Source organism: Ruegeria sp. AG7 (assembly GCF_056541545.1).
On the sequence record NZ_JBQFYP010000006.1, the window covers coordinates 179201 to 200321 of the forward strand.

General features: G+C 59.2%; 28 protein-coding genes. 15 read left to right on the plus strand and 13 right to left on the minus strand.

Annotated elements, in window-relative coordinates:
* Positions 1–32: 32 nt before the first annotated feature.
* Genes ACR0BF_RS10325 through ACR0BF_RS10345 form a run of 5 tightly spaced genes read right to left on the minus strand, consistent with a single transcriptional unit; the run spans position 33 to position 4664 of the window.
* Positions 33–2180, minus strand: a complete 2148-nt coding sequence (locus ACR0BF_RS10325) for a hypothetical protein (RefSeq protein WP_480624852.1) — start codon at positions 2178–2180, stop codon at positions 33–35.
* Entirely contained in the window at positions 2177–3046 is an 870-nt protein-coding gene (gene motA / locus ACR0BF_RS10330; RefSeq protein ID WP_480605402.1) for a flagellar motor stator protein MotA, read from the minus strand. The genes ACR0BF_RS10325 and motA overlap by 4 nt, the downstream gene beginning before the upstream one ends.
* 47 nt (positions 3047–3093) lie before the next feature.
* Positions 3094–3678, minus strand: a complete 585-nt coding sequence (locus tag ACR0BF_RS10335) for a MotE family protein (RefSeq protein ID WP_480605405.1) — start codon at positions 3676–3678, stop codon at positions 3094–3096.
* A complete protein-coding gene (locus ACR0BF_RS10340) occupies positions 3675–4157 on the minus strand; it encodes a hypothetical protein (RefSeq protein ID WP_480624853.1) in 483 nt (160 codons plus the stop codon). Before ACR0BF_RS10340 ends, ACR0BF_RS10335 begins: the two co-directional genes overlap by 4 nt.
* A gap of 9 nt (positions 4158–4166) precedes the next feature.
* Positions 4167–4664 carry a flagellar basal body-associated FliL family protein gene (locus ACR0BF_RS10345; protein ID WP_480624854.1) on the minus strand — a complete coding sequence of 166 codons (498 nt, stop codon included), beginning with the start codon at positions 4662–4664 and terminating at the stop codon, positions 4167–4169.
* 118 nt (positions 4665–4782) lie between these two features.
* On the opposite strand from ACR0BF_RS10345, the gene fliF reads away from it, so the two are divergent.
* Genes fliF through fliP form a run of 4 tightly spaced genes read left to right on the plus strand, consistent with a single transcriptional unit; the run spans position 4783 to position 7973 of the window.
* A complete protein-coding gene (fliF, locus tag ACR0BF_RS10350) occupies positions 4783–6366 on the plus strand; it encodes a flagellar basal-body MS-ring/collar protein FliF (protein WP_480624855.1) in 1584 nt (527 codons plus the stop codon).
* Complete coding sequence (locus tag ACR0BF_RS10355; protein WP_480624856.1) at positions 6366–6962, plus strand: FliH/SctL family protein; 597 nt, start codon at positions 6366–6368, stop codon at positions 6960–6962. The genes fliF and ACR0BF_RS10355 overlap by 1 nt, the downstream gene beginning before the upstream one ends.
* Entirely contained in the window at positions 6955–7242 is a 288-nt protein-coding gene (locus ACR0BF_RS10360; RefSeq protein ID WP_267364617.1) for a FliM/FliN family flagellar motor C-terminal domain-containing protein, read from the plus strand. Before ACR0BF_RS10355 ends, ACR0BF_RS10360 begins: the two co-directional genes overlap by 8 nt.
* Positions 7242–7973, plus strand: coding sequence for a flagellar type III secretion system pore protein FliP (gene fliP / locus ACR0BF_RS10365; protein WP_480624857.1), 732 nt, complete (start codon positions 7242–7244; stop codon positions 7971–7973). The genes ACR0BF_RS10360 and fliP overlap by 1 nt, the downstream gene beginning before the upstream one ends.
* Positions 7974–8075: 102 nt before the next feature.
* Here the strand turns inward: fliP and ACR0BF_RS10370 are convergent, their stop codons facing one another.
* Together ACR0BF_RS10370 and ACR0BF_RS10375 are read right to left on the minus strand one after the other, a co-directional pair.
* Positions 8076–8675, minus strand: coding sequence for an MlaC/ttg2D family ABC transporter substrate-binding protein (locus ACR0BF_RS10370; RefSeq protein ID WP_480474300.1), 600 nt, complete (start codon positions 8673–8675; stop codon positions 8076–8078).
* On the minus strand, positions 8665–9435 hold the full coding sequence (locus ACR0BF_RS10375) for an MlaA family lipoprotein (protein WP_480476848.1): 771 nt from the start codon (positions 9433–9435) through the stop codon (positions 8665–8667). The genes ACR0BF_RS10370 and ACR0BF_RS10375 overlap by 11 nt, the downstream gene beginning before the upstream one ends.
* A gap of 351 nt (positions 9436–9786) precedes the next feature.
* Here ACR0BF_RS10375 and ACR0BF_RS10380 point away from each other — a divergent pair, with 351 nt between their 5' ends.
* The 4 genes from ACR0BF_RS10380 to ACR0BF_RS10395 are packed head-to-tail and all read left to right on the plus strand — an operon-like array spanning position 9787 to position 12529.
* The gene (locus ACR0BF_RS10380) at positions 9787–10242 is read left to right on the plus strand and encodes a RidA family protein (RefSeq protein ID WP_480474299.1); all 456 of its coding nucleotides are present in this window, start codon (positions 9787–9789) and stop codon (positions 10240–10242) included.
* Positions 10239–11006, plus strand: a complete 768-nt coding sequence (locus tag ACR0BF_RS10385; protein WP_480474298.1) for a glycerophosphodiester phosphodiesterase family protein — start codon at positions 10239–10241, stop codon at positions 11004–11006. The genes ACR0BF_RS10380 and ACR0BF_RS10385 overlap by 4 nt, the downstream gene beginning before the upstream one ends.
* Positions 11007–11051: 45 nt before the next feature.
* Entirely contained in the window at positions 11052–12239 is a 1188-nt protein-coding gene (locus ACR0BF_RS10390; RefSeq protein ID WP_480624858.1) for a GNAT family N-acetyltransferase, read from the plus strand.
* On the plus strand, positions 12236–12529 hold the full coding sequence (locus ACR0BF_RS10395; protein WP_209505128.1) for a 4a-hydroxytetrahydrobiopterin dehydratase: 294 nt from the start codon (positions 12236–12238) through the stop codon (positions 12527–12529). The genes ACR0BF_RS10390 and ACR0BF_RS10395 overlap by 4 nt, the downstream gene beginning before the upstream one ends.
* Here ACR0BF_RS10395 and ACR0BF_RS10400 read toward each other — a convergent pair.
* From ACR0BF_RS10400 to ACR0BF_RS10415, 4 genes are all read right to left on the minus strand, one after another.
* Positions 12526–12837 (minus strand): hypothetical protein, encoded by a 312-nt coding sequence (locus ACR0BF_RS10400; RefSeq protein WP_480474295.1) that lies wholly within the window; start codon positions 12835–12837, stop codon positions 12526–12528. The two genes, ACR0BF_RS10395 and ACR0BF_RS10400, sit on opposite strands and share 4 nt — an antisense overlap.
* A gap of 15 nt (positions 12838–12852) precedes the next feature.
* Positions 12853–13200: an EF-hand domain-containing protein gene (locus ACR0BF_RS10405; RefSeq protein ID WP_480493970.1), complete on the minus strand. Its 348-nt coding sequence runs from the start codon at positions 13198–13200 to the stop codon at positions 12853–12855.
* A 10-nt stretch (positions 13201–13210) separates the two neighbouring features.
* Positions 13211–13456 (minus strand): glycine zipper 2TM domain-containing protein, encoded by a 246-nt coding sequence (locus ACR0BF_RS10410; RefSeq protein ID WP_209598444.1) that lies wholly within the window; start codon positions 13454–13456, stop codon positions 13211–13213.
* Between the two features lie 103 nt (positions 13457–13559).
* Positions 13560–14045 carry a redoxin family protein gene (locus tag ACR0BF_RS10415; protein ID WP_480474293.1) on the minus strand — a complete coding sequence of 162 codons (486 nt, stop codon included), beginning with the start codon at positions 14043–14045 and terminating at the stop codon, positions 13560–13562.
* Between the two features lie 99 nt (positions 14046–14144).
* Between ACR0BF_RS10415 and ACR0BF_RS10420 the strand changes: the two genes are divergently transcribed.
* Genes ACR0BF_RS10420 through ACR0BF_RS10435 form a run of 4 tightly spaced genes read left to right on the plus strand, consistent with a single transcriptional unit; the run spans position 14145 to position 16746 of the window.
* Complete coding sequence (locus ACR0BF_RS10420) at positions 14145–15356, plus strand: NAD(P)/FAD-dependent oxidoreductase (protein WP_480559298.1); 1212 nt, start codon at positions 14145–14147, stop codon at positions 15354–15356.
* Entirely contained in the window at positions 15353–15913 is a 561-nt protein-coding gene (gene rsmD / locus ACR0BF_RS10425) for a 16S rRNA (guanine(966)-N(2))-methyltransferase RsmD (protein WP_480474291.1), read from the plus strand. Before ACR0BF_RS10420 ends, rsmD begins: the two co-directional genes overlap by 4 nt.
* On the plus strand, positions 15906–16541 hold the full coding sequence (locus tag ACR0BF_RS10430) for an HAD family hydrolase (RefSeq protein WP_480624859.1): 636 nt from the start codon (positions 15906–15908) through the stop codon (positions 16539–16541). The genes rsmD and ACR0BF_RS10430 overlap by 8 nt, the downstream gene beginning before the upstream one ends.
* 25 nt (positions 16542–16566) lie before the next feature.
* Positions 16567–16746 (plus strand): hypothetical protein, encoded by a 180-nt coding sequence (locus ACR0BF_RS10435; RefSeq protein ID WP_480493966.1) that lies wholly within the window; start codon positions 16567–16569, stop codon positions 16744–16746.
* Here ACR0BF_RS10435 and map read toward each other — a convergent pair.
* Both map and ACR0BF_RS10445 read right to left on the minus strand, forming a co-directional pair.
* On the minus strand, positions 16734–17546 hold the full coding sequence (gene map, locus ACR0BF_RS10440) for a type I methionyl aminopeptidase (RefSeq protein WP_480493965.1): 813 nt from the start codon (positions 17544–17546) through the stop codon (positions 16734–16736). The genes ACR0BF_RS10435 and map overlap by 13 nt on opposite strands.
* A 488-nt stretch (positions 17547–18034) precedes the next feature.
* On the minus strand, positions 18035–18580 hold the full coding sequence (locus ACR0BF_RS10445) for a TetR/AcrR family transcriptional regulator (protein ID WP_480624860.1): 546 nt from the start codon (positions 18578–18580) through the stop codon (positions 18035–18037).
* Between the two features lie 108 nt (positions 18581–18688).
* On the opposite strand from ACR0BF_RS10445, the gene ACR0BF_RS10450 reads away from it, so the two are divergent.
* From ACR0BF_RS10450 to ACR0BF_RS10460, 3 genes are read left to right on the plus strand one after another with little or no spacing between them, the layout of a single operon-like run.
* Entirely contained in the window at positions 18689–19390 is a 702-nt protein-coding gene (locus ACR0BF_RS10450) for a type 1 glutamine amidotransferase domain-containing protein (protein WP_480624861.1), read from the plus strand.
* A gap of 56 nt (positions 19391–19446) precedes the next feature.
* Positions 19447–20427, plus strand: coding sequence for an MBL fold metallo-hydrolase (locus ACR0BF_RS10455; RefSeq protein ID WP_480624862.1), 981 nt, complete (start codon positions 19447–19449; stop codon positions 20425–20427).
* 15 nt (positions 20428–20442) lie between these two features.
* On the plus strand, positions 20443–21120 hold the full coding sequence (locus ACR0BF_RS10460) for a cupin domain-containing protein (protein ID WP_480518013.1): 678 nt from the start codon (positions 20443–20445) through the stop codon (positions 21118–21120).
* Position 21121: the final 1 nt, after the last annotated feature.

Consider the following 21121-nt stretch of genomic DNA (forward strand, 5'->3'; position numbering starts at 1 on the left):
TCCGGGCAATTGGTCCGGTCGGTTGGGAAACCTCACTCCACCCTGACCGTGTTCAGCATTTCGACGATCCTCTGCCGCGTTGCCTGACTGTCCTCCAGTAGGCTTCCCGCATCAGCCAGCGGCTTGCCTGACACGCGAACCGGCGGGGCCAAAAGGGCCTCCGCAGTTTGGTTGAGGCTTGCGTATTTTCCGTCAGATGGCCCCGATCTTTTCCCCGGCAACCCGGCCAGCCATAGGTATCGGTTCGCCTCGTCCTGTTGCCCGCGGCTCTGCATGATTTCGGCCACTGCGGCGTAGTCCTGCACCTTGTCCAACGCCTGCGCCCGCAGGACGAGCGCCTCATCCGAGGTATCATTGGCCAGCTCAAGCATGGCCTGTTGCGGGCGGTCCGACAACAACGCCGCACGGGCGCGCAAACGGGCGCGCTCTGATCGCCGGGCCTGATCTTCAGGCCTGTTTGTCAGCGCAACGGCCTGATCGGCAAAGCCAAGCACGGCCAAGCGTTCGGCCAGTGCAATCGCGGTATCCGTGGACAGCGCCGCCATGCGATCCGACTGCTGCACCAGCGTAACCTGACGCAAAAAGGTAAGGTCGTCTGATCGCTCTGCCAGCAATTGCAGGTGACGGTTGAAAGCGCTGTTGCTGTCCGGGCCGTCTGGCAAAGACTGGATCACATCGAATGCGCTGTCGAAATCCTGACTCAGACCCAGGGCAATCGCATGGGCGCGGTTCATCATCGGGCCCAGTTCGGATCGCCGGAATTCGATCGCGTAAGACGCGGCCAGTTCAAGTTCCCTTGAAGACACGGTCTCGCGGTCTGACCACCGATTTTCCACCAGCCGGGCCAAAGCCAAAGGCGCTTCGGTCTTTGTCCCGGCCGAGGTCGCGACCTCGGTCAGCAGGGCCTCTTCAAGGGCGCCGTTGCCTTCGGCTTCGGCGACGCCAGCCCGGGCCAGCGTGGCGTTCGGGGACGGGTTCTGTTCAACCCGGTCGACCGAACGCATTATCCTGCGCGCGGCCTCAAGCTCTTGCGCGTTTGTCAGGATATCCGAAAGCCGCGCGCCAAGATGGCGGCGAAGATGCTCTGGCAGCTTTGCAAAGCTGTGTTCGATGGCTTCAAGATGTGCGTCGGATGCCAGCTGACCTTCGGACAGCACGGCCCAAAGTGCCACGTCGCCGTTACCCCGTTGCTGGCCCCTGAATGGATTTGGCACCTGTGCTGGCCGCTCATCCACCAGCCGTGCAATCCCTTCAACATGTCCAGCCTCTTCCGATGGGGTGTTCAATAACTGCAAAACCTTTTGCGCCTCGGCCCCAAAGCCGTGATAGGCATAGAGCTTTGCCAGGCTCAGCGCGCTTTCCGCGTCAAGACGGTCGAACTCTTTGTATAGGGCGGTGCGCAAGGCGGACACCTGCTCTGGAAACGGGCGCGTCCCGGACCATGTCGTGAACCCCAGTTCAGCCGTTGAGATACAAACCGGGTTGTCGTCGATCTGCTGCAAACCAGAGTTCAGAATGTCCTGCAGATCATCCAGAACCGAGGTCACGCGGATGTTCGATGTCAATCCGGGTAATAGCGTCACGGCGTCGGACGAGGCAGAACGGCGCGGTCCGACAGGTGCCAGATTCAGGTCAAGCAGCTCACGATCCGCCCCTTGCACCAGACGGGTCGACAATTGATCCCTGATCCCTTGCGTCTGCCCGGTCAGAAGCGGCAGGTCGAGCTGGGAAGGAAGCTTTTGTTCCGGGGGCTGAGGTTTCAGAGCATCCCGATTTATTCGGGTCGGCGGAGGGATATCTGCAAGTAGGGGCGGCAGGGCTATTGCTGGTGCAATGTCCAGAACGATCATCGAGTTTCGAAACAGGAACGCCGACGCCGTGCAATCGCACCCGAATTCCAGCTCAAGCGCGCCACCGGGTTGCGCCTGCGACAGCGCGGCCAGCCGATCTGATGTCAACCGCGCAAACACCGAACCCGTCCGAAATGTGACACCCTTCAGGTCAATTGCCAGCTTGGCACCGTTCTTACGCTGGCTCAGAACCCAGCCCGTATCCGGTGGAACGTTGAAAACCAGCCGGGTGTAGCCGTCATGTTCACCGGACCGCACAATCACCTCTTCAGAGGTTGCGGCCGTTGCAAGAGTGATCAACGCTGCAACCAGTATCGCGGTTTGCCTCATGCCGCTGCCCGTTTGAGCTCTTTCAAGGCATCCTCAAGCTCAGAGAAACCGGGGCGGTTATGCGTTGGTGTGTTCTGGCGTCCCACCTCAATGCACATTGCGGCATTGTGGTTGTGCAGGTTTGCAACCAGAACTTCCTTGATCAGCTGATAGAAGTGGCTGTCTTCCTCGACCACAGATTTCAGCTTGGCCGCAAAGGGACCAACCAGACCGTAGGCCAGAAAGACGCCCAGAAACGTACCCACAAGGGCGCCGCCGATCAGTTTTCCCAGAACTTCCGGTGGCTGATCAATGGACCCCATTGTCTTGATTACCCCCAGAACGGCGGCGACAATTCCAAGCGCGGGCAGGCCATCGGCCACGGTTTGCAAGGCGTGGCTCGAATGCAGGGCATGGTGGAAATTCGCCTCCATCCGCTTCTCCAGAACCTCTTCGACCTGATGCGGATCGTCGTAATTCATCGCCGCGGACCGCATCGTGTCGCAAATCAGATCAACCGCTTCTTTGTCGGCTAGAATTCTGGGGTAGGACGAAAACAGGTCAGAGCTGCCGGGGTCTTCGATATGCTGTTCCACCTCTACCGGATTGGCGCGGGCAATGCGAATGAGGGAAAACAGCAGACACAACAGGTCGCGGTAATCTTCGGGCTTCCATTTCGGGCCTTTAAAGACATTCCCCATGTCCTTGATCGTGTGTTTCACGCCGCCGATGTCGTTGCTGATCAAAAAGGCACCAACTGCGGCACCACCGATCATCATCATTTCAAACGGAAGCGATTTTAGAATGATGGCCATCTTACCGCCAGCGGCCAGATAACCGCCGAAGACCATAACGAAAATGATGACAATTCCAACAATTCCAATCATCTGAGATCTCCGGCTATGTGTGTTGCAACCGCGGGGGACACGGACGGCTATTCCTGCGGGGCCGAGGCGTTTCGGCCCGCCATGACAACGCTGATCGTATAAGCCGCTTCGGGGCTGAGCCCCGCCAGAACCCCGGCTGCCGCATCCGGTGGCATGCGTGACAGAAACCCGGCGGCAAAGGTCGGGTCCATGGTTTCGAACAGGGCAGCCGCGTCTTTCGGCTTCATGTTCTGATAGACATCGGTCAGGCGCGTCAGATCGTTTTCCGCCGCCCTGTCCGCCAGGGCCAGAGTGGTGCGCAACGACTCCTCGGCCTCCTCAAGCGCGGCCATGCGTATCTCGATAGCCTGGCCCGCGATTTCCAGAGCGTTTTCCCGCTCGCGCAGCATGTCTTCCTTTTTCTTGACACGCTCTTCGCGGCGCAGAAGCTCGGTCAGCAGAACCTGCATGTCACGGGTGTCCGACGGGGCGGGTTCATCGTGTTCCGCCTCAGGTTTGGCGGGTTTGGCAAAGGCGGGTCCGGCTTCCAGCCCGATGCGGATGGCGGCCGAGCCGATCATCAGCAATGAGATCACGGCAAGCACCCCTCCGCGGGGTCGCGCGTTGGGATTGTTGGTCCGCGCGCGGCTCATGCCTGCGCCTCGCCTTGCTTGCGGTCATGCCGGAAGAACATCAGCCCCTCAGGTGGTCGTGCCTGTTCTTCGGGCGCAGCGGCTTCGCTGGCCTGCGGCTTGGGCTTGTCTTCGTGCTTCACGCTCTCCGGCACTTCGGTGGCGGTGTTTGTCGCGGAAACCTCTGCCTCGGGCTGGGGGTCAGTGTCTTTCTCGGGCACGACGTCGTGCATTGACGCCATCATGAGTTCCAGCCGCTGTGCCACCGCTTCGGCGCGCCCCGTCAGTGCCCTAAGCTGATCGCCCGACTGATCAGAGGCGTTGCGCGCATCATCCAGTGATTTCCGCAGCTCTTCCGCTTGGGTCGACAGCACCGCCACCGCGCCGCCGACGCCCTTTTCAAGATCGGCAAAACGCTTGAGACGGCGCGACAGCACAAAACAATACAGACCCGCACCCATGGCGCCGGCGACCAGCAAAATATCCGCAATCAGCTCCAATTTCGCCTCCTAGTTCAGAACAAATTCCATCACCAGCACGTCGCGCACGCGACCTTCGCCAACGACAATCTCGATACGGCGCAGCAGGTGGCCCCGGATACGCATCAACGCCAGTGAATCCTCAAGATCCTTCAATTCGACGGCCCGCAGATACCCGTTCAGGACATCCATGATTCGCGGTCGCATTTTTTCCACGTCAGTCATGTACAGGGCGTTAACCTCAAGCTGTGCGTGAAACTTCAGATGCCGCGCGCCGCCGGAATTCACCGAAACGATCACCGGCGGCAAATCGAGAAAGGCAACATCCGCCAATGCCTTGGCCGGTTCATCCTTGTCCACGTCATGGCTTTCCGCCTTCTCGGCCTTGTTCCCCAGCGGCAGCAGCCCGGACGAGGTCAGGAAATACCCACCGACGGCACCGGAGATGGCCAGAATCACCCCGACGATGATCCCTTTTTTTCCCTTCTTTTCCGGGGTTTCCGCCTGTTCAGCCGTTGCGTCGGTCATGACGTCCTCATTCCTGTGATCCGCCCAGTCATAACCTTGCAGGGACTAACCGATTGTTAAGGGCAATCGTCCAAACAGAGGATGCGCCGGGCAGAATGTCGGCGAGTCGGAGGTGAGCGTGCAGCAGATCGGAACTGTCTGGGCAAGTTTGGACAGGCGTAAACAAATCGTCGTTGCCGGTGCTGTTGTGCTGGTGTTTCTGGGGATCCTCGGGATGTCGCGCCTTGCGACGGCACCGTCGATGACCCTGCTTTACGCGGGTCTGGAAAGCAGTGCCGCCGGGGACATCGTGCGTGCGCTGGATCAGCGTGGCGTGACCTACGAGATTCGGGGCCGATCAATTTACGTCTCTGGCGCACAACGGGACGAGCTGCGGATGACTTTGGCCAGCGAAGGACTGCCTACCAACGGCAACAAGGGCTATGAACTGCTGGATTCGCTGAACGGCTTCGGCACCACATCCCAAATGTTCGATGCTGCCTACTGGCGCGCGAAAGAGGGGGAACTGGCGCGCACAATCGTGGGCAGCCCGCATGTCAACCAGGCCCGCGTTCATATCGCCAACGGCTCTGCCAATCCGTTTCAGCGCAGCGTCGCACCGACGGCTTCGGTTTATCTGGTGCCCTCGGGGGGCGATATCACTGGCGATCAGGCCAAGGCCATCCGGTTTCTAGTCGCCTCTGCCGTTAGTGGTCTGTCGCCTGAAAGCGTGACAGTGATCGATTCGAACGGGTCCGTGATTGGCGGGCAGGACACCGCCGTGGCCGCCGACACGGCGGATGACAAGGCGCGGCAGCTGCGGGAACGGGTTTTGCGTCTGGTCGAAGCGAGAGTTGGCACGGGAAATACCGTGGTCGAGGTCAGCGTCGATACTGAAACCAGGACAGAATCCCTGCGTGAGCGGCGCTTTGACCCCAAGGGCAGGGTGGCTATCAGCACGGATGTCGAGGAACGCTCCGACAGCGCGCGCAACCAGTCAGCCGATGTCACGGTGGCCTCAAACCTGCCCGACGGCGATGGTGCGGGGGGGGACGAATCGAATTCGACCGCGACCCAGACACGTGAGCGGGTGAACTACGAGGTTTCCGAAACCGAGCTGGAAGTGCACACCGCCCCCGGTGCGATCAAACGCCTGACGGTTGCCGTTCTGGTCAACGGAACGCGGGCGCTGGATGCTTCGGGCGCTGAATCCTTCACGCCGCTGCCGCAAACAGAACTCGACGCACTTGAGGAGCTGGTGGCCTCGGCTGTGGGATTTGACGCCGCGCGCGGGGACGTCATCACGCTGAAATCATTGGATTTACCAGTGGTCACGCCACAAGGCACGCTGGTTTCCTCTTCGCTTTGGCAAAACATCCATCTGGACGCCATGTCACTGATTCAGATGGCAGCGCTGGCGCTGGTGTCACTGGTGCTGGCGTTGTTCGTGATCCGTCCAATCCTGATGAAACCCGCGATAGTCCCGGCGCTGTTGCCGGCCGCGGACGGAGGGGCTCCGGCCCGGTCGGTCCTGACCGGTGAAATCGCGGCGGACGGAACGGCAGAGTTCACGCCGCTGCCCCAACAAGGGGCCGTTCCCGTGCTTGGGGTCAGTGCCATCGGGGATCCGGTTGATCGGTTGCGCGCAATGATCGGCGACAAGCAGGAAGAAACGGTCGAGATCCTGCGCAGCTGGCTTGAAGAAAGTGAGGAGCGCGTGTGATGTCCATCGCTCATCTGCTTGAGGATTTCACCACCCGGACCAGCGCCGGAACCGTTCTTTACCTGGACGAGGAAACGCTGGAGGAACAACGCCTTGCCGCGTTCGAAAACGGGTACGGCGCCGGTTGGGAAGACGCCGCGCAGGCGCAGGAACAGAACCGCGACCGCGTTTCGGCCGAACTGGCGGGATCGCTCGAGGATATGTCCTTCACCTACCACGAGGCGCTTACCCGGATGACATTGTCTCTGGAACCGATGTTCGAAAGCCTGGTTCAGACCGTATTGCCTGACATGGTCGAACGCGGGTTGGCCGCCCGGATCGTCGAACAGCTTTGCGAAATGGCGCGCACGGAAATCGAACAACCGATGCAGATCATGGTGCCGGAAGGGTGCGCGCAAGCGGTGCAATCCCTGCTGCCGCAGACCCTGCACTCCGCACCGCGCGTCATCGAAGACCCTGGCCTGGCCCCCGGACAGGCGCGATTGCAGGTCGGCACAAGCCGGCGCGAGATTGATTGCGCGACCCTGCTGTCCACCATTGCACAGGCATTTGACGCATACGTCTTTGAGGCAAGAAAGGCTTTGTCCAATGAATGACACCCAGTTTCCCAAAACTGAAAAACCCAATCCTTTCGAAACTGTTCCGATTGAAGTGACCGTTTCGGTTGGTCGCGCCCGCCCGTTGATCCGGGATTTGCTGAACATGGGTGAAAACGCGGTGTTGACCCTGGACAAGCGGATCGAAGACCCGGTCGACCTGTATGTCGGGGATCAGCTGGTGGCACGCGGGGTGCTTGAGGAGATGGAGGGCGATCAGGCTGGGCAACTGGCCGTGCGCCTGACCGAGATTGCGGATCTGCAAAACGGAATCGGCTGATGCGCTATGTGATCTGGATGGGTCTGGCTGTAGTGGTGTCCCTGCCGTCGATGGCGGCAGCTCAGGATGTGACCCTGTCGCTGGGCGAAGGCGGTTCGATCTCGGCCCGCACCATACAGTTGATCCTGTTGATCACGGTGCTCAGCGTTGCTCCGGGTCTGGCGATCATGATCACATGTTTCCCGTTTCTGATCACCGTGCTGTCGATCCTGCGTCAGGGGGTCGGCCTTCAGCAATCACCGCCGAATATGCTTTTGGTCAGTCTTGCGCTGTTTCTGACCTATTTCATCATGGACCCTGTGTTCACCGAGGCCTGGACCGCGGGAATACGCCCGATGATGGAAGAAACCATGGCGGTCGAGCCCGCGCTGGAACGCGCGTTAGAGCCGTTTCGTACCTTCATGGCGAACCGGCTGGATTCAGATACGTTTTATGCAATGGCGGCCCTGCGCCCCGGCGGTGACGCGATCGAGCTGTCAGCTCAGGCCCCGTTATCGGTGTTGATGCCCTCTTTCATGCTGTCCGAGATCGCGCGCGCCTTTCAGATCGGGTTCCTGATCTTCCTGCCCTTTCTGATCATTGATCTTGTGGTTGCGGCGGTATTGATGTCGATGGGCATGATGATGGTGCCACCTGCCATCGTGTCTTTGCCGTTCAAGCTGGCGTTTTTCGTAATCGCTGACGGGTGGGCTTTGATCGCAGGCGCGTTGGTTCGCAGCTACATGCCGTAAATCTGTAAGGCACGCGCATCACGAGAAAGGGTCAGGCAGATCCGACCCTCTTGAACTTCCAAAAACACGAGCTGTCCGGCACACTTTTGTGCCGGAAACGGCTTAACCCGTCTTTTTCAGGTCCGTGATCAGTTGATTCAGATTGCCTTTGCGGGCGTCCAGCATCGCGCCGATTTCGGTTCGCTCGGTCAGCAACAGATTCACGCCTTCGATGAACATGTTGTAGAACTTGTCCCGACCTGATTTGTCGGAAACAAGGAACGTTACGTCGAACGGGGCTGATCCGCGCAGCTTGACCAACGTGCGAACCTCGTACCCGGCTTTGATCTTGCGGGCATTGCGAACATCGACCTCACCGCCGATAAATTCACGAAAACGGCGACCGTATTTACGCGAGATATAGCCCTGAAATGCAGCGGTGAACTGTTTCAGCTGGGTCGGGCTGGCTGTGCGGGCGTCCGCACCCAACGCATAGCGCGCCATGATCGGCACATCAGCATATTGAACAAAGATCTTTTCGAAATCGCGCAGCATCGCTTTTTCGGATTTACCCGACTCGATCACCCGGTTGATGTCGGAAACCACGTTGGTCACAAGCGCCTTGGCGGCGGCCTCGGTCTGGGCAAAGGCAGGTACGGGCAGCACTGCCAGCGCAAGCCCGGCTGCGATAAAATGGCGACGGTTCAACGCGTTATTCAGCATAGGGGTCCTCATAGGGGTCAAGATAGGGGTCCCTGACCGGGTCCGTCCCGGTTTCGGCATAGGGGTCAGAATACAAGTCCAGATAGGCGTCTTCGTCATCTCTTGCCAGTTCGAAGCGGCGGTTTTGCAGATAGATCAGGCGAGCCTGCGCATAGCTGTCGGCACTTTCGTAAAGAATGGAATCGACAGTATCCGAGAACCGACCCCGATCCCCCATGCGCCGCACAATTTCTGCGTAGACGCCAAGATTGTCGGCGGGGCGGGTCGGGCTGAAATTGATCGGATTCGAGAACAGGTTGACCACAACCCCGATCGCATCCCTTTGGGTCGACGGGCCATAGAACGGTAGCTCGACATAAGCGCCTTCGCCAACCCCCCAGACATGCAAGGTCTCACCGAAATCAGTGTCAACGGGTGGCAGGTTCAGCTCATCAGCGGGCGAGGACAAGCCAAAGCCGCCGACGGTCATGTTGATCACAAAGCGCAGCAGAGCATTGCCCATCTGTTTTGGATTGCCCTGAAGCAGGTAGTCAACTGCCTGACCGGGCAGCGAGATGTTTTCGGCAAAAGTGCTGAAACTGGTGACCATCGGGTCAGGAACGATTTTGACATACCCTTTCGAGGCCGGCCGGAACAGGAACCGGTCAACACCCAGATTAAACTTGTGAATTCCCCGGTTCGCATTTTCGTACGGATCAAACACGTCGCTGCGCAAGGCACCCTCTGGCGGCGTTGTTGCGCAAGCGGACACAAGGGCCATGACCGACAGTAAAACAAGGTGTTTCAGGCGAAATCTGCTCGACACGATCTTTGTTTCTCCTAAATGGCCCCGGCACATGCGCCCGCCGGACATTCAATCAATAATCCACCAAAATCCACGTGCCGGGGTGGCACAAGTTGCAGTCACATAGTCGTTTCAAGTCTTAAATGAAACACCTTGCGTGTAACCTGTTCATCACGGTGGGGTAAAGTGACCGTCGATCAACAGTGAGTTTTCAGTAAAGATACGCTCAGATCGCAGGAAGGCCGAAATTTGCCGGTTTCCGTCTTTCCCAATCCGTGCTTCCCGGTTAGCGTCCCGCTGAGTTGAAATTAGGGAAGGACCCTCGCAATGAGCATCGCTGCAAAACTGGAAAGCCTCGGTGTAACGCTGGAAGACGCGCCCGCGCCTGCGGCCAACTATGTGCCTTTCGTGCGTGTCGGCAACATCCTTTATGTATCTGGCCAGATCTCGAAGACTGATAAGCTGATCACCGGAAAACTGGGCGATGACTTGGATGTCGAAGCCGGGGCTGCGGCGGCGCGTGTCTGCGCGATCAACCTGCTGGCACAGGTCAAGGCGGCTTGCGGCGGCGATATCGAAAAGCTGGTCCGCGTGATCAAGCTGACCGGATTCGTGAACTCGACCGCTGAATTCACGGCACAGCCGCAGGTGATCAACGGCGCGTCCGATTTTCTGGTCGAGGTGCTGGGCGATGCCGGTCGCCATTCGCGTTCCGCCGTCAGCGCGGCGTCGCTTCCGCTGGGTGTCGCGGTCGAGATCGAAGGCATTTTCGAAATCGAATGACGCCGCCCCTACCAGATGTGTTTTTGCAGGCCCCGATTGCGCATCGGGCGCTGCACGACATTACCAAGAACCGCCCGGAAAACAGCCGGGCGGCCATTCGTGCCGCGATTGAAGCTGGCTACGGGATCGAGATCGATCTTCAACTGACATCGGACGACCAGGCAATGGTCTTTCACGATTATGACATGACCCGTCTGACCGGGCAGTCGGGCCCCATTCAGCAGGTCACGGCACTGGCCGCCTCTGGCACGCCGCTTCTGCATGGGGATGACGGCATTCCGACACTGGATGATGTGCTGGAAATTGTCGCGGGCCGGGTGCCGTTGCTGATCGAATTAAAGGATCAGGACGGGGCGATGGGCACGAAGGTGGGCGCGCTTGAACGCGACACCGTACGCGCGTTGCAGGGCTACAAAGGCCCGGTGGCCCTGATGTCCTTCAATCCCAACTCGGTCGCTGAACTGGCGCGGCTGGCCCCGCATCTGCCGCGCGGGATCACGACCTGCGCGTATGAGCCCAGTGTCGAGCTTTTGCCGCAAAGCGTCTGCGATCACTTGCGCGATATCCCGGATTTCGACCGTGTCGGCGCCAGTTTCATCAGCCACGAAGCCGCAGACCTGTCGCGCCCCCGCGTGGCGGAACTCAAGGCGCGGGGCGTGCCGATCCTGTGTTGGACAATCCGGTCGCCCGAACAGGAGGCAGAAGCCCGCAAGGTTGCCGACAATGTGACCTTCGAAGGCTATTTGGCTGCGCATTCGACTTGAACCCCCTCCGTGCGGTCACAGATAAAAGACAGGCGCGGAGGACATATGGATCAGGCACAGATCGAGGTTCAGGTACTGGGCGCTCTGTCGCAGATTGCAGCGGCAGAGTGGGATGCCTGCGCCTGCCCCGAAGCTGCCGATGGCGGGCGGCCGCTTGATCCCTTTACCACACATCGCTTTTTGCTGGCGCTGGAAGACAGCGGCTCGGTAGGGCGTGGCACCGGCTGGCAGCCGCAATACCTGACGGCCTATCATGACGGGATGCTGATCGCGGCGGCCCCGATGTATGCCAAGTCGCACAGCCAGGGCGAATACATCTTCGATCACAGCTGGGCCCATGCCTATGAAAGCGCGGGCCGGCGGTATTACCCCAAACTGCAAATCGCGGTGCCGTTCACCCCGGCAACCGGGCGGCGGTTTCTGGTGCGTCCGGGCTATGAACGGATCGGTATGTCGGCGCTGGTTCAGGGGGCGGTGCAGCTTGCGGCTGACAACCGGGTTTCGTCCCTTCACGCGACCTTCTGTACCGAGGATGAAGCATTGGCTGGCGAACAGATGGGTCTGATGCTGCGCCGATCGCAGCAGTTTCACTGGCTGAACGATAACTATTCGGATTTCGACGGCTTTCTGAGCGCGCTGTCGTCGCGCAAGCGCAAGACTATCCGGAAAGAACGTGCGCAGGCCTGTGGTTTTGGTGGTGAGATCCGCACTCTGACCGGTGACCAGCTGCGCCCCGAACATTGGGACGCGTTCTGGCGGTTCTACCAGGACACCGGATCGCGCAAATGGGGCTCACCCTACCTGACGCGGCGGTTCTTTGATATTGCACAGGATACGATGGCAGATGACATGGCCCTTGTGCTGGCCGAACGGAATGGATTTCCCATTGCGGGTGCGTTGAACTATATCGGCCGTGAAACCCTTTTTGGGCGTTATTGGGGTTGCATCGAACATCATGCCTGCCTGCATTTCGAACTGTGCTATTATAGGGCAATCGACTTTGCCATTGCCCAAGGTCTGGCCCGGGTCGAGGCAGGCGCACAGGGTGAACACAAGCTGGCGCGAGGGTACCTGCCAACACGCACGCATAGCTTGCATTGGGTAGGCGATCCGGGTTTTGCCGATGCGGTCAAGAAATATCTGGACGCCGAAGGCCACGCAGTGGAAGAAGAGATCGAGATTCTGACGGATTACGGCCCGTTCAGGAAATCGAACCCGGAGGAACAGCAATGACCGAACTCTTGTCGACCGAAACCCGTGGCCCGCTGCTGGATCCGCTGTTCAAAAACGGTTGGACCATGGTTGAAGGCCGCGATGCGATCACCAAGACCTTCATTTTCGACAATTTTGTCCACGCCTTCGGCTGGATGACACAGGTGGCAATCTGGGCTGAGAAGTGGAACCATCACCCCGAATGGTTCAATGTCTACCGCACGGTCGAAGTTGTCTTGTCCACCCATGACGTGGGCGGCCTGTCGTCGCTGGATGCCAAGCTGGCCCGCAAGATGGACAGTCTGTGCTAGCGATCGTTGCGGCCTGACCCTTCACCGCCAGCCAGCGATGCGGCAGTGCCCATCTGCCGGAACTCGACAGGCGTGACAGTGCCGTCGCTGACATCAATCGCCCTTGGAATACCCGTGGTCTTGTTTCCGATCTGCCGCACGCTGCGCGCGGCCGGGTTGATATCCAGACACTTGTTTTCATAACAGGTCAGGCCAGACAGGTTGATCTGTATGCGGGCCTGCCCGTCCGGGCCTGTCACCATCGGGGCCTGCGGCACGTCACAGGCCGCAACCAGCCCCAGCGCCGTCACCCCAAGCCATTTGTTCATCTCATGCTCCTGCTGTTAGTCAAGCTGACCATTCCCGTCCTGATCGGCAGACTGGAAATCCTCGCCCATCTGGGTGTCAAATTCAGGTCTTGAGATTACGTTGTCGCCGTTTCGGTCAGCGCTGCGGAACAGTTTGATATCCATGAACGGTTTGGCCTCGGCCTGACCCAAAGTGCCGTTCCTGTCTTCGTCCATCGTCTGAAAGGCGTAATCCGAGAAAGCATCGAACTCGTCTTTGGACAGGAACCCGTCATTGTTGGCGTCGATGGCCTTCAACTCGTTTTCGTGCAGTTCAGCCACGCTTTCGGCGTGACCCGTACCGGCCAAAGCCACCATGAACATCACTAGGCTTAGCTGTTTCATATCGACCTCCTCAGCACGCGAATCTCTGACCTTCGATGCCGCCAGCGGCAGCGCCCGCTGCGGTCAGGATCGTCTTGCCTGATCCGCCACCAAACTGGTTGCCGATTGCGCCCCCGATCAGCGCCCCGCCCAACGTTCCGCCCAGACAGGCGATTTCGTGCTGGCGTGCAGCTTGCTGTTGCGGAGTTGGGGCCGGTCCACAGGCCGCCAAAAGGGCCGCGCCGGACAGTAATAGGTAGAACGCGTTAAGTTTCATGAAAAAACTCCCCGTATGAATACGCCAAGTATTCGCGCTCTGGGGCGGTGCTTCAAGTTAATTTGGCGGCGAAAGGCCCCGGTCGGACCGGGGCCGATCAAAATCAGATCACATCCAACAGGCCTTCACCGGCGGAAATCTCGCAGGCGCCGGGGTTTTCTTCCATATTCAGCACCGTGACCGTGCCATCCTCGACCAGCATTGCATACCGCTTGGACCGCGCGAAAAGCCCCACGGGCGGCGCGTCGAAATCCATGCCGATGGCCTTGGTGAACTCTGCCGCTGCGTCCGACACCATGGTCAGCCCCGCCTCGGTCGCGCCTGTGGATTGCCCCCACGCCTGCATCACAAACGGATCATTGACCGAAAGGCACAGGATCTCGTCCACGCCCTTGGCGTCAAACTGTTTCTTTGTGCGGATGAAACTGGGCACATGGGCGGTCGTGCAGGTTCCGGTATAGGCCCCCGGCACGGCAAAGATCACCACCTTGCGGCCTTTGGTCTTGTCTGAAATCCGCACCTCTTCCGGCCCGTTCGCACCCATCTGGATCAGCGTTGCTTCGGGTAGGGTATCTCCTGTTGAAATCATTATTCAGCTCCTGTCGTTTGGATTTGCAGAAATGGGCTTAGCCGCAATATAGGTGGTCTGAACACGGTGACCACTTGAAAACTACGGGGTAGGCAAAGCATGAACCATATTGTCGTGATCGGCGCGGGGCAGGCAGGCGCCTCTTTGGTGGCTCGTCTGCGCAAGGACGGGTTTGCGGGTGAGATCACTCTGATCGGGGCCGAGCCGCATCTGCCCTATCAACGCCCACCCCTGTCCAAAGCCTATCTGCTGGGCGAGATGGAGCTTGAGCGTCTGTTCCTGCGGCCCGAAAGTTTTTACACGGAAAACAACATCACCCTGCGTTTGGGTCAGCGCGTAACCGGTATCGACCCCAAGGCCAAAACGGTCACCCTGGGGGATGAGGTTATCTCATACGACGAACTGGCGCTGACCACCGGGTCTGACCCGCGCCGCCTGCCCGCAGCGATTGGTGGCGATCTGGACGGTGTGCATGTGGTGCGCGATCTGGCCCATATCGACGAGATGGAGCCCAAAGTGACCGAAGGCGCCCGCGCGCTGATCGTGGGCGGCGGGTATATCGGCCTCGAAGCTGCCGCCGTCTGCGCCAAGCGCGGCGTCAAGGTCACTCTGGTCGAGATGGCCGACCGTATCCTGCAACGTGTCGCAGCGCCCGAGACCAGCGACTATTTCCGCGCGTTGCACAGTGCATACGGCGCTGACATCCGCGAAGGCGTCGGGCTGGATCATCTGATCGGCGAAAACGGCAAGGTCACCGGTGCGGTTCTGACTGACGGAACAAAGCTGGACGTTGATTTCGTTGTGGTTGGCGTCGGCATTGCACCCGCAACCCAACTGGCCGAGATGGCGGGGCTGGACCTGGACAACGGCATCAGAACCGACGCCCAAGGCCGCACGTCCGACCCGTCGATCTGGGCGGCTGGCGATTGCGCCTCCTTTCCGCATGGCGAAGGCCGCATCCGTCTGGAAAGCGTCCCCAATGCCATTGATCAGGCCGAGATCGTGGCCCAGAACATGTTGGGTGCGGCCAAGGACTATGTGGCAACCCCGTGGTTCTGGTCGGATCAATACGAGGTCAAGCTTCAGATCGCGGGTCTGAACACCGGATATGACCGCGTGGTGACCCGGCAGGGCGACGGGCAGACCGTGTCCTTCTGGTATTACAACGGGGATAAACTGATTGCGGTCGACGCGATGAACGATCCGCGCGCCTATATGGTCGGCAAACGCCTGATCGAAATGGGAAAAACGGCCGACCCGGCTGTCGTGGCCGACCCTGATGCAGACCTTAAATCGCTGCTCAAGGCATGAGGATCATCGCCGGAGAGTTCCGCGGTCGCGCCCTGACCCCCGTCGGCAAAGGCGATGCGGGCGCACATCTGCGCCCGACCACCGACCGGGTGCGCGAAAGCCTGTTCAACGTGCTGGCCCATCAGATCGATTTCGACGGCCTGCGCGTGCTGGACCTGTTTGCTGGCACCGGGGCGCTTGGGCTCGAAGCGCTGTCACGCGGTGCGGCGCATGTCACCTTCGTCGATGACGGGCGCGTGGCCCAGGGTTTGATCCGCAAGAATATCGACCTGACCCGCAGTGCCGGGCGCACCGACCTGATCCGCCGCGATGCAACCCGGTTGGGCGAAAATCCGGACGCGCCCTACGATCTGATCTTTCTGGACCCGCCCTATGGCAAGGCCATGGGACAGAAAGCCATCGCCGCGCTGGCCAATGGCTGGATCGCGGATGATGCGCTGCTGGTTTGGGAAGAAAACTCACGGATGCAGGCCCCGGCCGGGTTCACGTTGCACGACAGTCGCAAATATGGCGACACGTATATCTCATTGATGCGGAACGGTGATCAGAGTGCATGATCTGGTCATTTTCGATTGCGATGGCGTTCTGGTCGACAGCGAGGTGATCTCGAACCAGGTGCTGGCGGACAATCTGGCGGGCTATGGCCTGCACCTGACCTTGCCCGAATGCATGTCCCTGTTTGTGGGCGGAACCATGGTCGGGGTGTGCGACAAGGCGCGTGCGATGGGCGCAGACCTGCCCGAAGATTGGATTGATCAGGTCTATGCCGAAACCTACGACCGCCTGCGCGCCGGTGTGCCTTTGGTGCCGGGTGTCGCGGACCTGCTTGCGGCGCTGGATCAGCGGGGCATCCCCTATTGCGTGGCCTCAAACGGCAGCCCGGACAAGATGCAGATCACGCTCGGCCAGAACGGGCTTTGGGACCGGTTCAAAGATGTGATGTTCTCGGCCCATGTGCTTGGCACCGGCAAGCCTGATCCAAAGATGTTCCAACTGGCGGCGGAACATTTTGGCGCACAGGCCCCAGTGGTTATCGAAGACAGCCACAATGGTGTTACGGCTGCAATCCGGGCCAATATGCGCTGTCTGGCCTACGCGCCGCATGGCGGTGGTGACAGGCTGGCCGATCTGGGGGCCGAGGTGATCACGGATATGTCTCAGGCACACCCGCTGTTGCGACTTTGACCCCCAACTGTGCTATGGTGCAGCCATGGACCATGCTCTGACACCCTTTGCCTGGAAAATCTCCCGCGACGCCGAGGTCACCACGAAACCTGACCGCAAACCCCTGCGTGCGCCGGTGTTCATTCACGACGCGGTTACCCCTTGGGGAGCTGAGACGATGTTGCTGAAGCTCCTGCGCGAACAGGCCGCCGATCAGGACGAATAGGTCGGGTGAAACTTGCCGCCCGGTGATAGGGTAAAGATATCGACCCCATTCGCCGTTACGCCTACCGAATGCTCGAACTGTGCCGACAGCGACTTGTCGCGGGTCACAGCGGTCCAGTCGTCGGCCAGCGTCTTGGTTTCGGGACGGCCCAGATTGACCATCGGCTCGATGGTAAAGAACATGCCTTCCTCAAGAACCGCGCCGGTGCCGGGACGGCCATAATGCAGCACATTCGGCGGCGCGTGGAACACGCGGCCCAGACCGTGCCCGCAAAAGTCGCGAACAACACTCATCCGGTGCGCTTCGACATAGGCCTGAATGGCATGGCCGATATCGCCGAACGTGTTGCCCGGCTTGACCATTTCGATACCCTTGAACAGTGCGTCATGGGTCACCTGAATCAGACGCTCGGCCTTGCGCGGCAGCTTGCCCGCCACATACATGCGCGAGGTGTCACCGAACCAGCCATCCACGATGACGGTCACATCGATGTTCAGGATATCGCCTTCCTTCAGCTTCTTGTCACCGGGAATACCGTGGCAGACCACATGGTTCACACTGATGCAGCTGGCGTGCTCATACCCCTTATAGCCGATCGTGGCCGAGGTCGCGCCCGCATCCTCGACCATCTGCGTGATTAGCCCGTCAATCGCACCCGTGGTCTGACCGGGAAAGACATGCGCGGCAATATCATCCAGAATCCGCGCCGCCAGAGCGCCCGCCGCGTGCATCCCGGCAAAATCACCCTGTTCATAGATGCGAATACCGTCCTTGGTCAGGCGGCCACGATGCTCTTTCATCGACGCAAAGCTCCAAATGTTACGCGCGGCACTTCTTTTACGCTGCTTGTGCAGAAAGTACCAGAGGGCGTCAGGTTGCGGGTGTCAGATGGGGCAAAAAGCAGCAAGTTCAAGCATCGGCTGACCGAGGGGTGTTTTGATTGTTGGGAATGGCGTTTCGTGACGCAGAAAACCCTCGCATTCACAGCGATGGGTCATCGGTAGCGCCGCGAGGTTCCCGCTTGCGGGCATTCAGCCGTGCAGATTTCTACAAAATCTGAACAATTCTTTGCTGCATCCAGGAACAACCAACAACAGCTGCGCCAGATTTTTTACCGAAGAGAAGGGCGGTTCCTGCGTAAGGAGCGTACTGTAAGCCTCGGTTCGCAATACACGCGTTGGAAAGGAAGGCTACGGTGAGATTACGCATTCTACCTTGATGACACTTACGAGAACATCGTTTTGATGAAGAATGTCGTAGTCGAACTGGGCAGCTCCAAACTCGGTTCCTATCCCTGGCCAATGCCGCGAATTGCCGCTTTGGCGACCTGATCAAATATTGATCGGTCGCTTGAAGCGGAGGCGACAATCATGCCGCCCTCCAAGGCCGCGACGATGAGGCCTGCGGTATCTTCGGCATTCTTGACTCCGTGCTTGGTGAATAGGTTTTCTAACCATGCCTTGTTCATCTCGAAGAAGGCTTTGGTGCGCTGATTGACGTTTTCGGGCAGCCCAATGGCTTCGGCACCCATGATGGCGCAAAGGCAAATGGACTCGTTCAGCACCAGCGCGCCGGAATAGAGCGCCACGAAACCTTCCAATGCAGAATGCAGGTCGTTCAGGTCAATCTTGTCCAGTTCTGCCTTGAACTGCTCGGCGTAGCGGGTGACGAGAGCCTCCCCGAGATCCGGTTTGGTGGGAAAATGGTAGTGAACGCTGGCACTTTTGATTCCCACATCGTTGGCCAGGTCACGGAAGCTCATCTCCGAAAAGCCCGCACTGCGCACGCGTTTCTCGGCGGCGATGAGAATTTTTTCTTTCATTGTCAGTAGCATGACTATCTCCAATCTATCGATTGATAGATAAACGTTGACAGCTCGGGAATCAATTTCTAACTGTTGCCTACCTAGTGATAGATAGACATCCATGAAAGGAACACGCTGATGGCTACTGGAAACAAACAAAAACGCGTCTTGCTGGTCATGTCGTCCGTTGACGAAATGGGCATCTCGGGCAAGCAAACCGGCACCTGGTTCGAAGAGGTCGCAACCCCGTATTTCGTCTTGACGGAAGCGGGCTATGAGGTTGTTTTTGCTTCGCCCAATGGCGGCAACGCACCCATTGACCTGCTGTCGATGAAGGCTCCGTTCACTACCGAAAACACTGACCGCTTCTTCAACGATCCGGTGGCCATGTTCGCGGTACAGAATACCCGCAAACTGCGTGAGATCGACTATTCGACCTTCGATGCGCTCTTCATTCCGGGCGGCTATGGCCTGATCTGGGACCTGGCTTCTGACAGCTATGCCATCAAGATGATCCGGGAGTTCTACGAATCCGACCGGCCTGTCGCGATGGTCTGCCACGCGCCGGCCATACTGCGGGATATCAAGAAGTCAGACGGCAGCTACCTGGTTGAGGGCCTCAGCCTGACCGGCTTCAAGAACGACGAAGACAACGAGATCGAGCTTCTGCATCACCTTCTGTTCTCGCTTGAAGACGAGTTGAAACGTCGTGGCGCCACCTACGTCAGCAAGGCCAACTGGGAAGCCAACGTGGTCGAAGATGGCGCCCTGATGACTGGTCAGAGCCCGGCGTCGGCACCCCCACTCGCGGAAGCGCTCAAGCAGCGTCTTGCTGCCTGACGCAAATCGCCGGGGCGGGCAATTGTCCGCCCTGGCAACCCGAAACGGAGAAGACCATGCCCACCAAGCTTCAACCCATCGACAGTGTCGAGATTCTTGTTCTCATCGACAACCGGACGGACAGCCTGTCCAGCGTGCCCGTGGGGTTCACCCATGAGTGGGACAATCTCCACAACGCCGGGATGGAGCAGATCTCGGGTGCCGGTCAATGTTGTGCAAATCACGGCCTGGCGTTGATCATCACAGCCCGGCGCGGCGAGACGGAACATACATTGCTCTTTGACGCCGGGCCGGTCGATTTTGCCGTCGAATACAACGCGTCGCGGCTTGGAACATCCTTTGGCACCATCGACGCGATCGCTCTGTCGCATGGCCATTGGGATCATGCGGGCGGTATTCCAGCGGCCATCGACCTGATCCGCAAGGACGGCCGGACCGGCGAGTTACCGGTTTATTTGCATCCCGGAATGTTCCGAAAACGTGCTTTTCCGCTTTCGTCAGGAGAACTGATCGAAATACAAGAAATCGCCACACCCGAAGAACTGGCTGCGCAGGGCGCAACACCCGTTGTCACGGATCAACCGGTCAGCGTGTTGGACGATATGTTCTATATTTCGGGCGAAATTCCCCGTGTCACGGATTACGAGGTCGGGTTTCCGGGCCATGTCCGCCGCACCGAAGACGGCGCGGGTTGGGAAGACGACCCGCTGCTCATGGACGAACGCTATGTCGCGGTGAATATTGCGGGCAAAGGTCTGGTGGTGTTTTCTGCCTGTTCACATGCGGGTATCGTCAACGTCCTTCATGCCGCTCAGCGCGATTTTCCCGGCGTGCCGATCCATTGCCTGACCGGCGGCTTTCACCTTGCCGGTGGCAATGAAAAGATCATCGACCAGACCGTCGCCGACTTTGCGCAATTCGACGTCGACCTGATCATGCCCGGCCACTGTACCGGGTGGCGTGCGACGAACGCACTGGAACGCCGGTACGGCAAGCGGGTCGTGCCAATCGGCGTCGGCATGAAGTTCAACATTTGAGAAAAGGACAAGAAGATGGAATTCAACGCAAACTTTGATGAACGTGCGGTTGTCCATTCGGAAAATGAACCGTGGATCGCCTCACCTATGAAAGGTGTCGACCGTCGGATGCTGGATAGGATCGGCGATGAGGTTGCACGGGCAACAACGATTGTTCGCTATGCACCGGGCAGCGCCTTTTCGGCCCATACACATACAGGGGGCGAAGAGTTTCTGGTGCTGGATGGGGTCTTTCAGGACGAACACGGGGATTTTCCCGTTGGCACCTATGTGCGCAATCCGCCGACCACGTCGCATACGCCAAGCGCGGCGGACGGGGCAACGATCCTGGTCAAGCTTTGGCAGTTCGACCCGGAGGACCGCACACAGCTGACAATCGACACAAACGCGCAGGACCCGCGCCCGGTTGCAGATGGCATATCCGAAATCCCGCTCTTTGAGGATTCCCGTGAACGGGTCCGGATCGAGGTCTGGGACGCATCGGCACATGTAAACGTGACCGGGCACAAGGGGTTCGAGGCACTGGTGATCGACGGCAGCTTCACCGAAGGCGGAGAGGTCTTCCAGAAGAACTCATGGCTGCGTCTGCCACCGGGTATGGCGCTCAACGCCACGGCCGGGTCGGAAGGTGCCCGTCTTTGGATCAAATCCGACCACCTGGCGCAACCGCCAATCATCCCGACCCAAGGATAGG

Coding starts and splice junctions, on each gene's coding strand:
- ACR0BF_RS10325 (WP_480624852.1), bottom strand. CDS start 2,180: ATGAGGCAAACCGCGATACTGGTTGCAGCGTTGATCACTCTTGCAACG.
- motA (WP_480605402.1), bottom strand. CDS start 3,046: ATGATTGGAATTGTTGGAATTGTCATCATTTTCGTTATGGTCTTCGGC.
- ACR0BF_RS10335 (WP_480605405.1), bottom strand. CDS start 3,678: ATGAGCCGCGCGCGGACCAACAATCCCAACGCGCGACCCCGCGGAGGG.
- ACR0BF_RS10345 (WP_480624854.1), bottom strand. CDS start 4,664: ATGACCGACGCAACGGCTGAACAGGCGGAAACCCCGGAAAAGAAGGGA.
- ACR0BF_RS10355 (WP_480624856.1), top strand. CDS start 6,366: ATGTCCATCGCTCATCTGCTTGAGGATTTCACCACCCGGACCAGCGCC.
- ACR0BF_RS10360 (WP_267364617.1), top strand. CDS start 6,955: ATGAATGACACCCAGTTTCCCAAAACTGAAAAACCCAATCCTTTCGAA.
- fliP (WP_480624857.1), top strand. CDS start 7,242: ATGCGCTATGTGATCTGGATGGGTCTGGCTGTAGTGGTGTCCCTGCCG.
- ACR0BF_RS10370 (WP_480474300.1), bottom strand. CDS start 8,675: ATGCTGAATAACGCGTTGAACCGTCGCCATTTTATCGCAGCCGGGCTT.
- ACR0BF_RS10375 (WP_480476848.1), bottom strand. CDS start 9,435: ATGGCCCTTGTGTCCGCTTGCGCAACAACGCCGCCAGAGGGTGCCTTG.
- ACR0BF_RS10380 (WP_480474299.1), top strand. CDS start 9,787: ATGAGCATCGCTGCAAAACTGGAAAGCCTCGGTGTAACGCTGGAAGAC.
- ACR0BF_RS10385 (WP_480474298.1), top strand. CDS start 10,239: ATGACGCCGCCCCTACCAGATGTGTTTTTGCAGGCCCCGATTGCGCAT.
- ACR0BF_RS10390 (WP_480624858.1), top strand. CDS start 11,052: ATGGATCAGGCACAGATCGAGGTTCAGGTACTGGGCGCTCTGTCGCAG.
- ACR0BF_RS10395 (WP_209505128.1), top strand. CDS start 12,236: ATGACCGAACTCTTGTCGACCGAAACCCGTGGCCCGCTGCTGGATCCG.
- ACR0BF_RS10400 (WP_480474295.1), bottom strand. CDS start 12,837: ATGAACAAATGGCTTGGGGTGACGGCGCTGGGGCTGGTTGCGGCCTGT.
- ACR0BF_RS10405 (WP_480493970.1), bottom strand. CDS start 13,200: ATGAAACAGCTAAGCCTAGTGATGTTCATGGTGGCTTTGGCCGGTACG.
- ACR0BF_RS10410 (WP_209598444.1), bottom strand. CDS start 13,456: ATGAAACTTAACGCGTTCTACCTATTACTGTCCGGCGCGGCCCTTTTG.
- ACR0BF_RS10415 (WP_480474293.1), bottom strand. CDS start 14,045: ATGATTTCAACAGGAGATACCCTACCCGAAGCAACGCTGATCCAGATG.
- ACR0BF_RS10420 (WP_480559298.1), top strand. CDS start 14,145: ATGAACCATATTGTCGTGATCGGCGCGGGGCAGGCAGGCGCCTCTTTG.
- rsmD (WP_480474291.1), top strand. CDS start 15,353: ATGAGGATCATCGCCGGAGAGTTCCGCGGTCGCGCCCTGACCCCCGTC.
- ACR0BF_RS10435 (WP_480493966.1), top strand. CDS start 16,567: ATGGACCATGCTCTGACACCCTTTGCCTGGAAAATCTCCCGCGACGCC.
- map (WP_480493965.1), bottom strand. CDS start 17,546: ATGAAAGAGCATCGTGGCCGCCTGACCAAGGACGGTATTCGCATCTAT.
- ACR0BF_RS10445 (WP_480624860.1), bottom strand. CDS start 18,580: ATGCTACTGACAATGAAAGAAAAAATTCTCATCGCCGCCGAGAAACGC.
- ACR0BF_RS10450 (WP_480624861.1), top strand. CDS start 18,689: ATGGCTACTGGAAACAAACAAAAACGCGTCTTGCTGGTCATGTCGTCC.
- ACR0BF_RS10455 (WP_480624862.1), top strand. CDS start 19,447: ATGCCCACCAAGCTTCAACCCATCGACAGTGTCGAGATTCTTGTTCTC.
- ACR0BF_RS10460 (WP_480518013.1), top strand. CDS start 20,443: ATGGAATTCAACGCAAACTTTGATGAACGTGCGGTTGTCCATTCGGAA.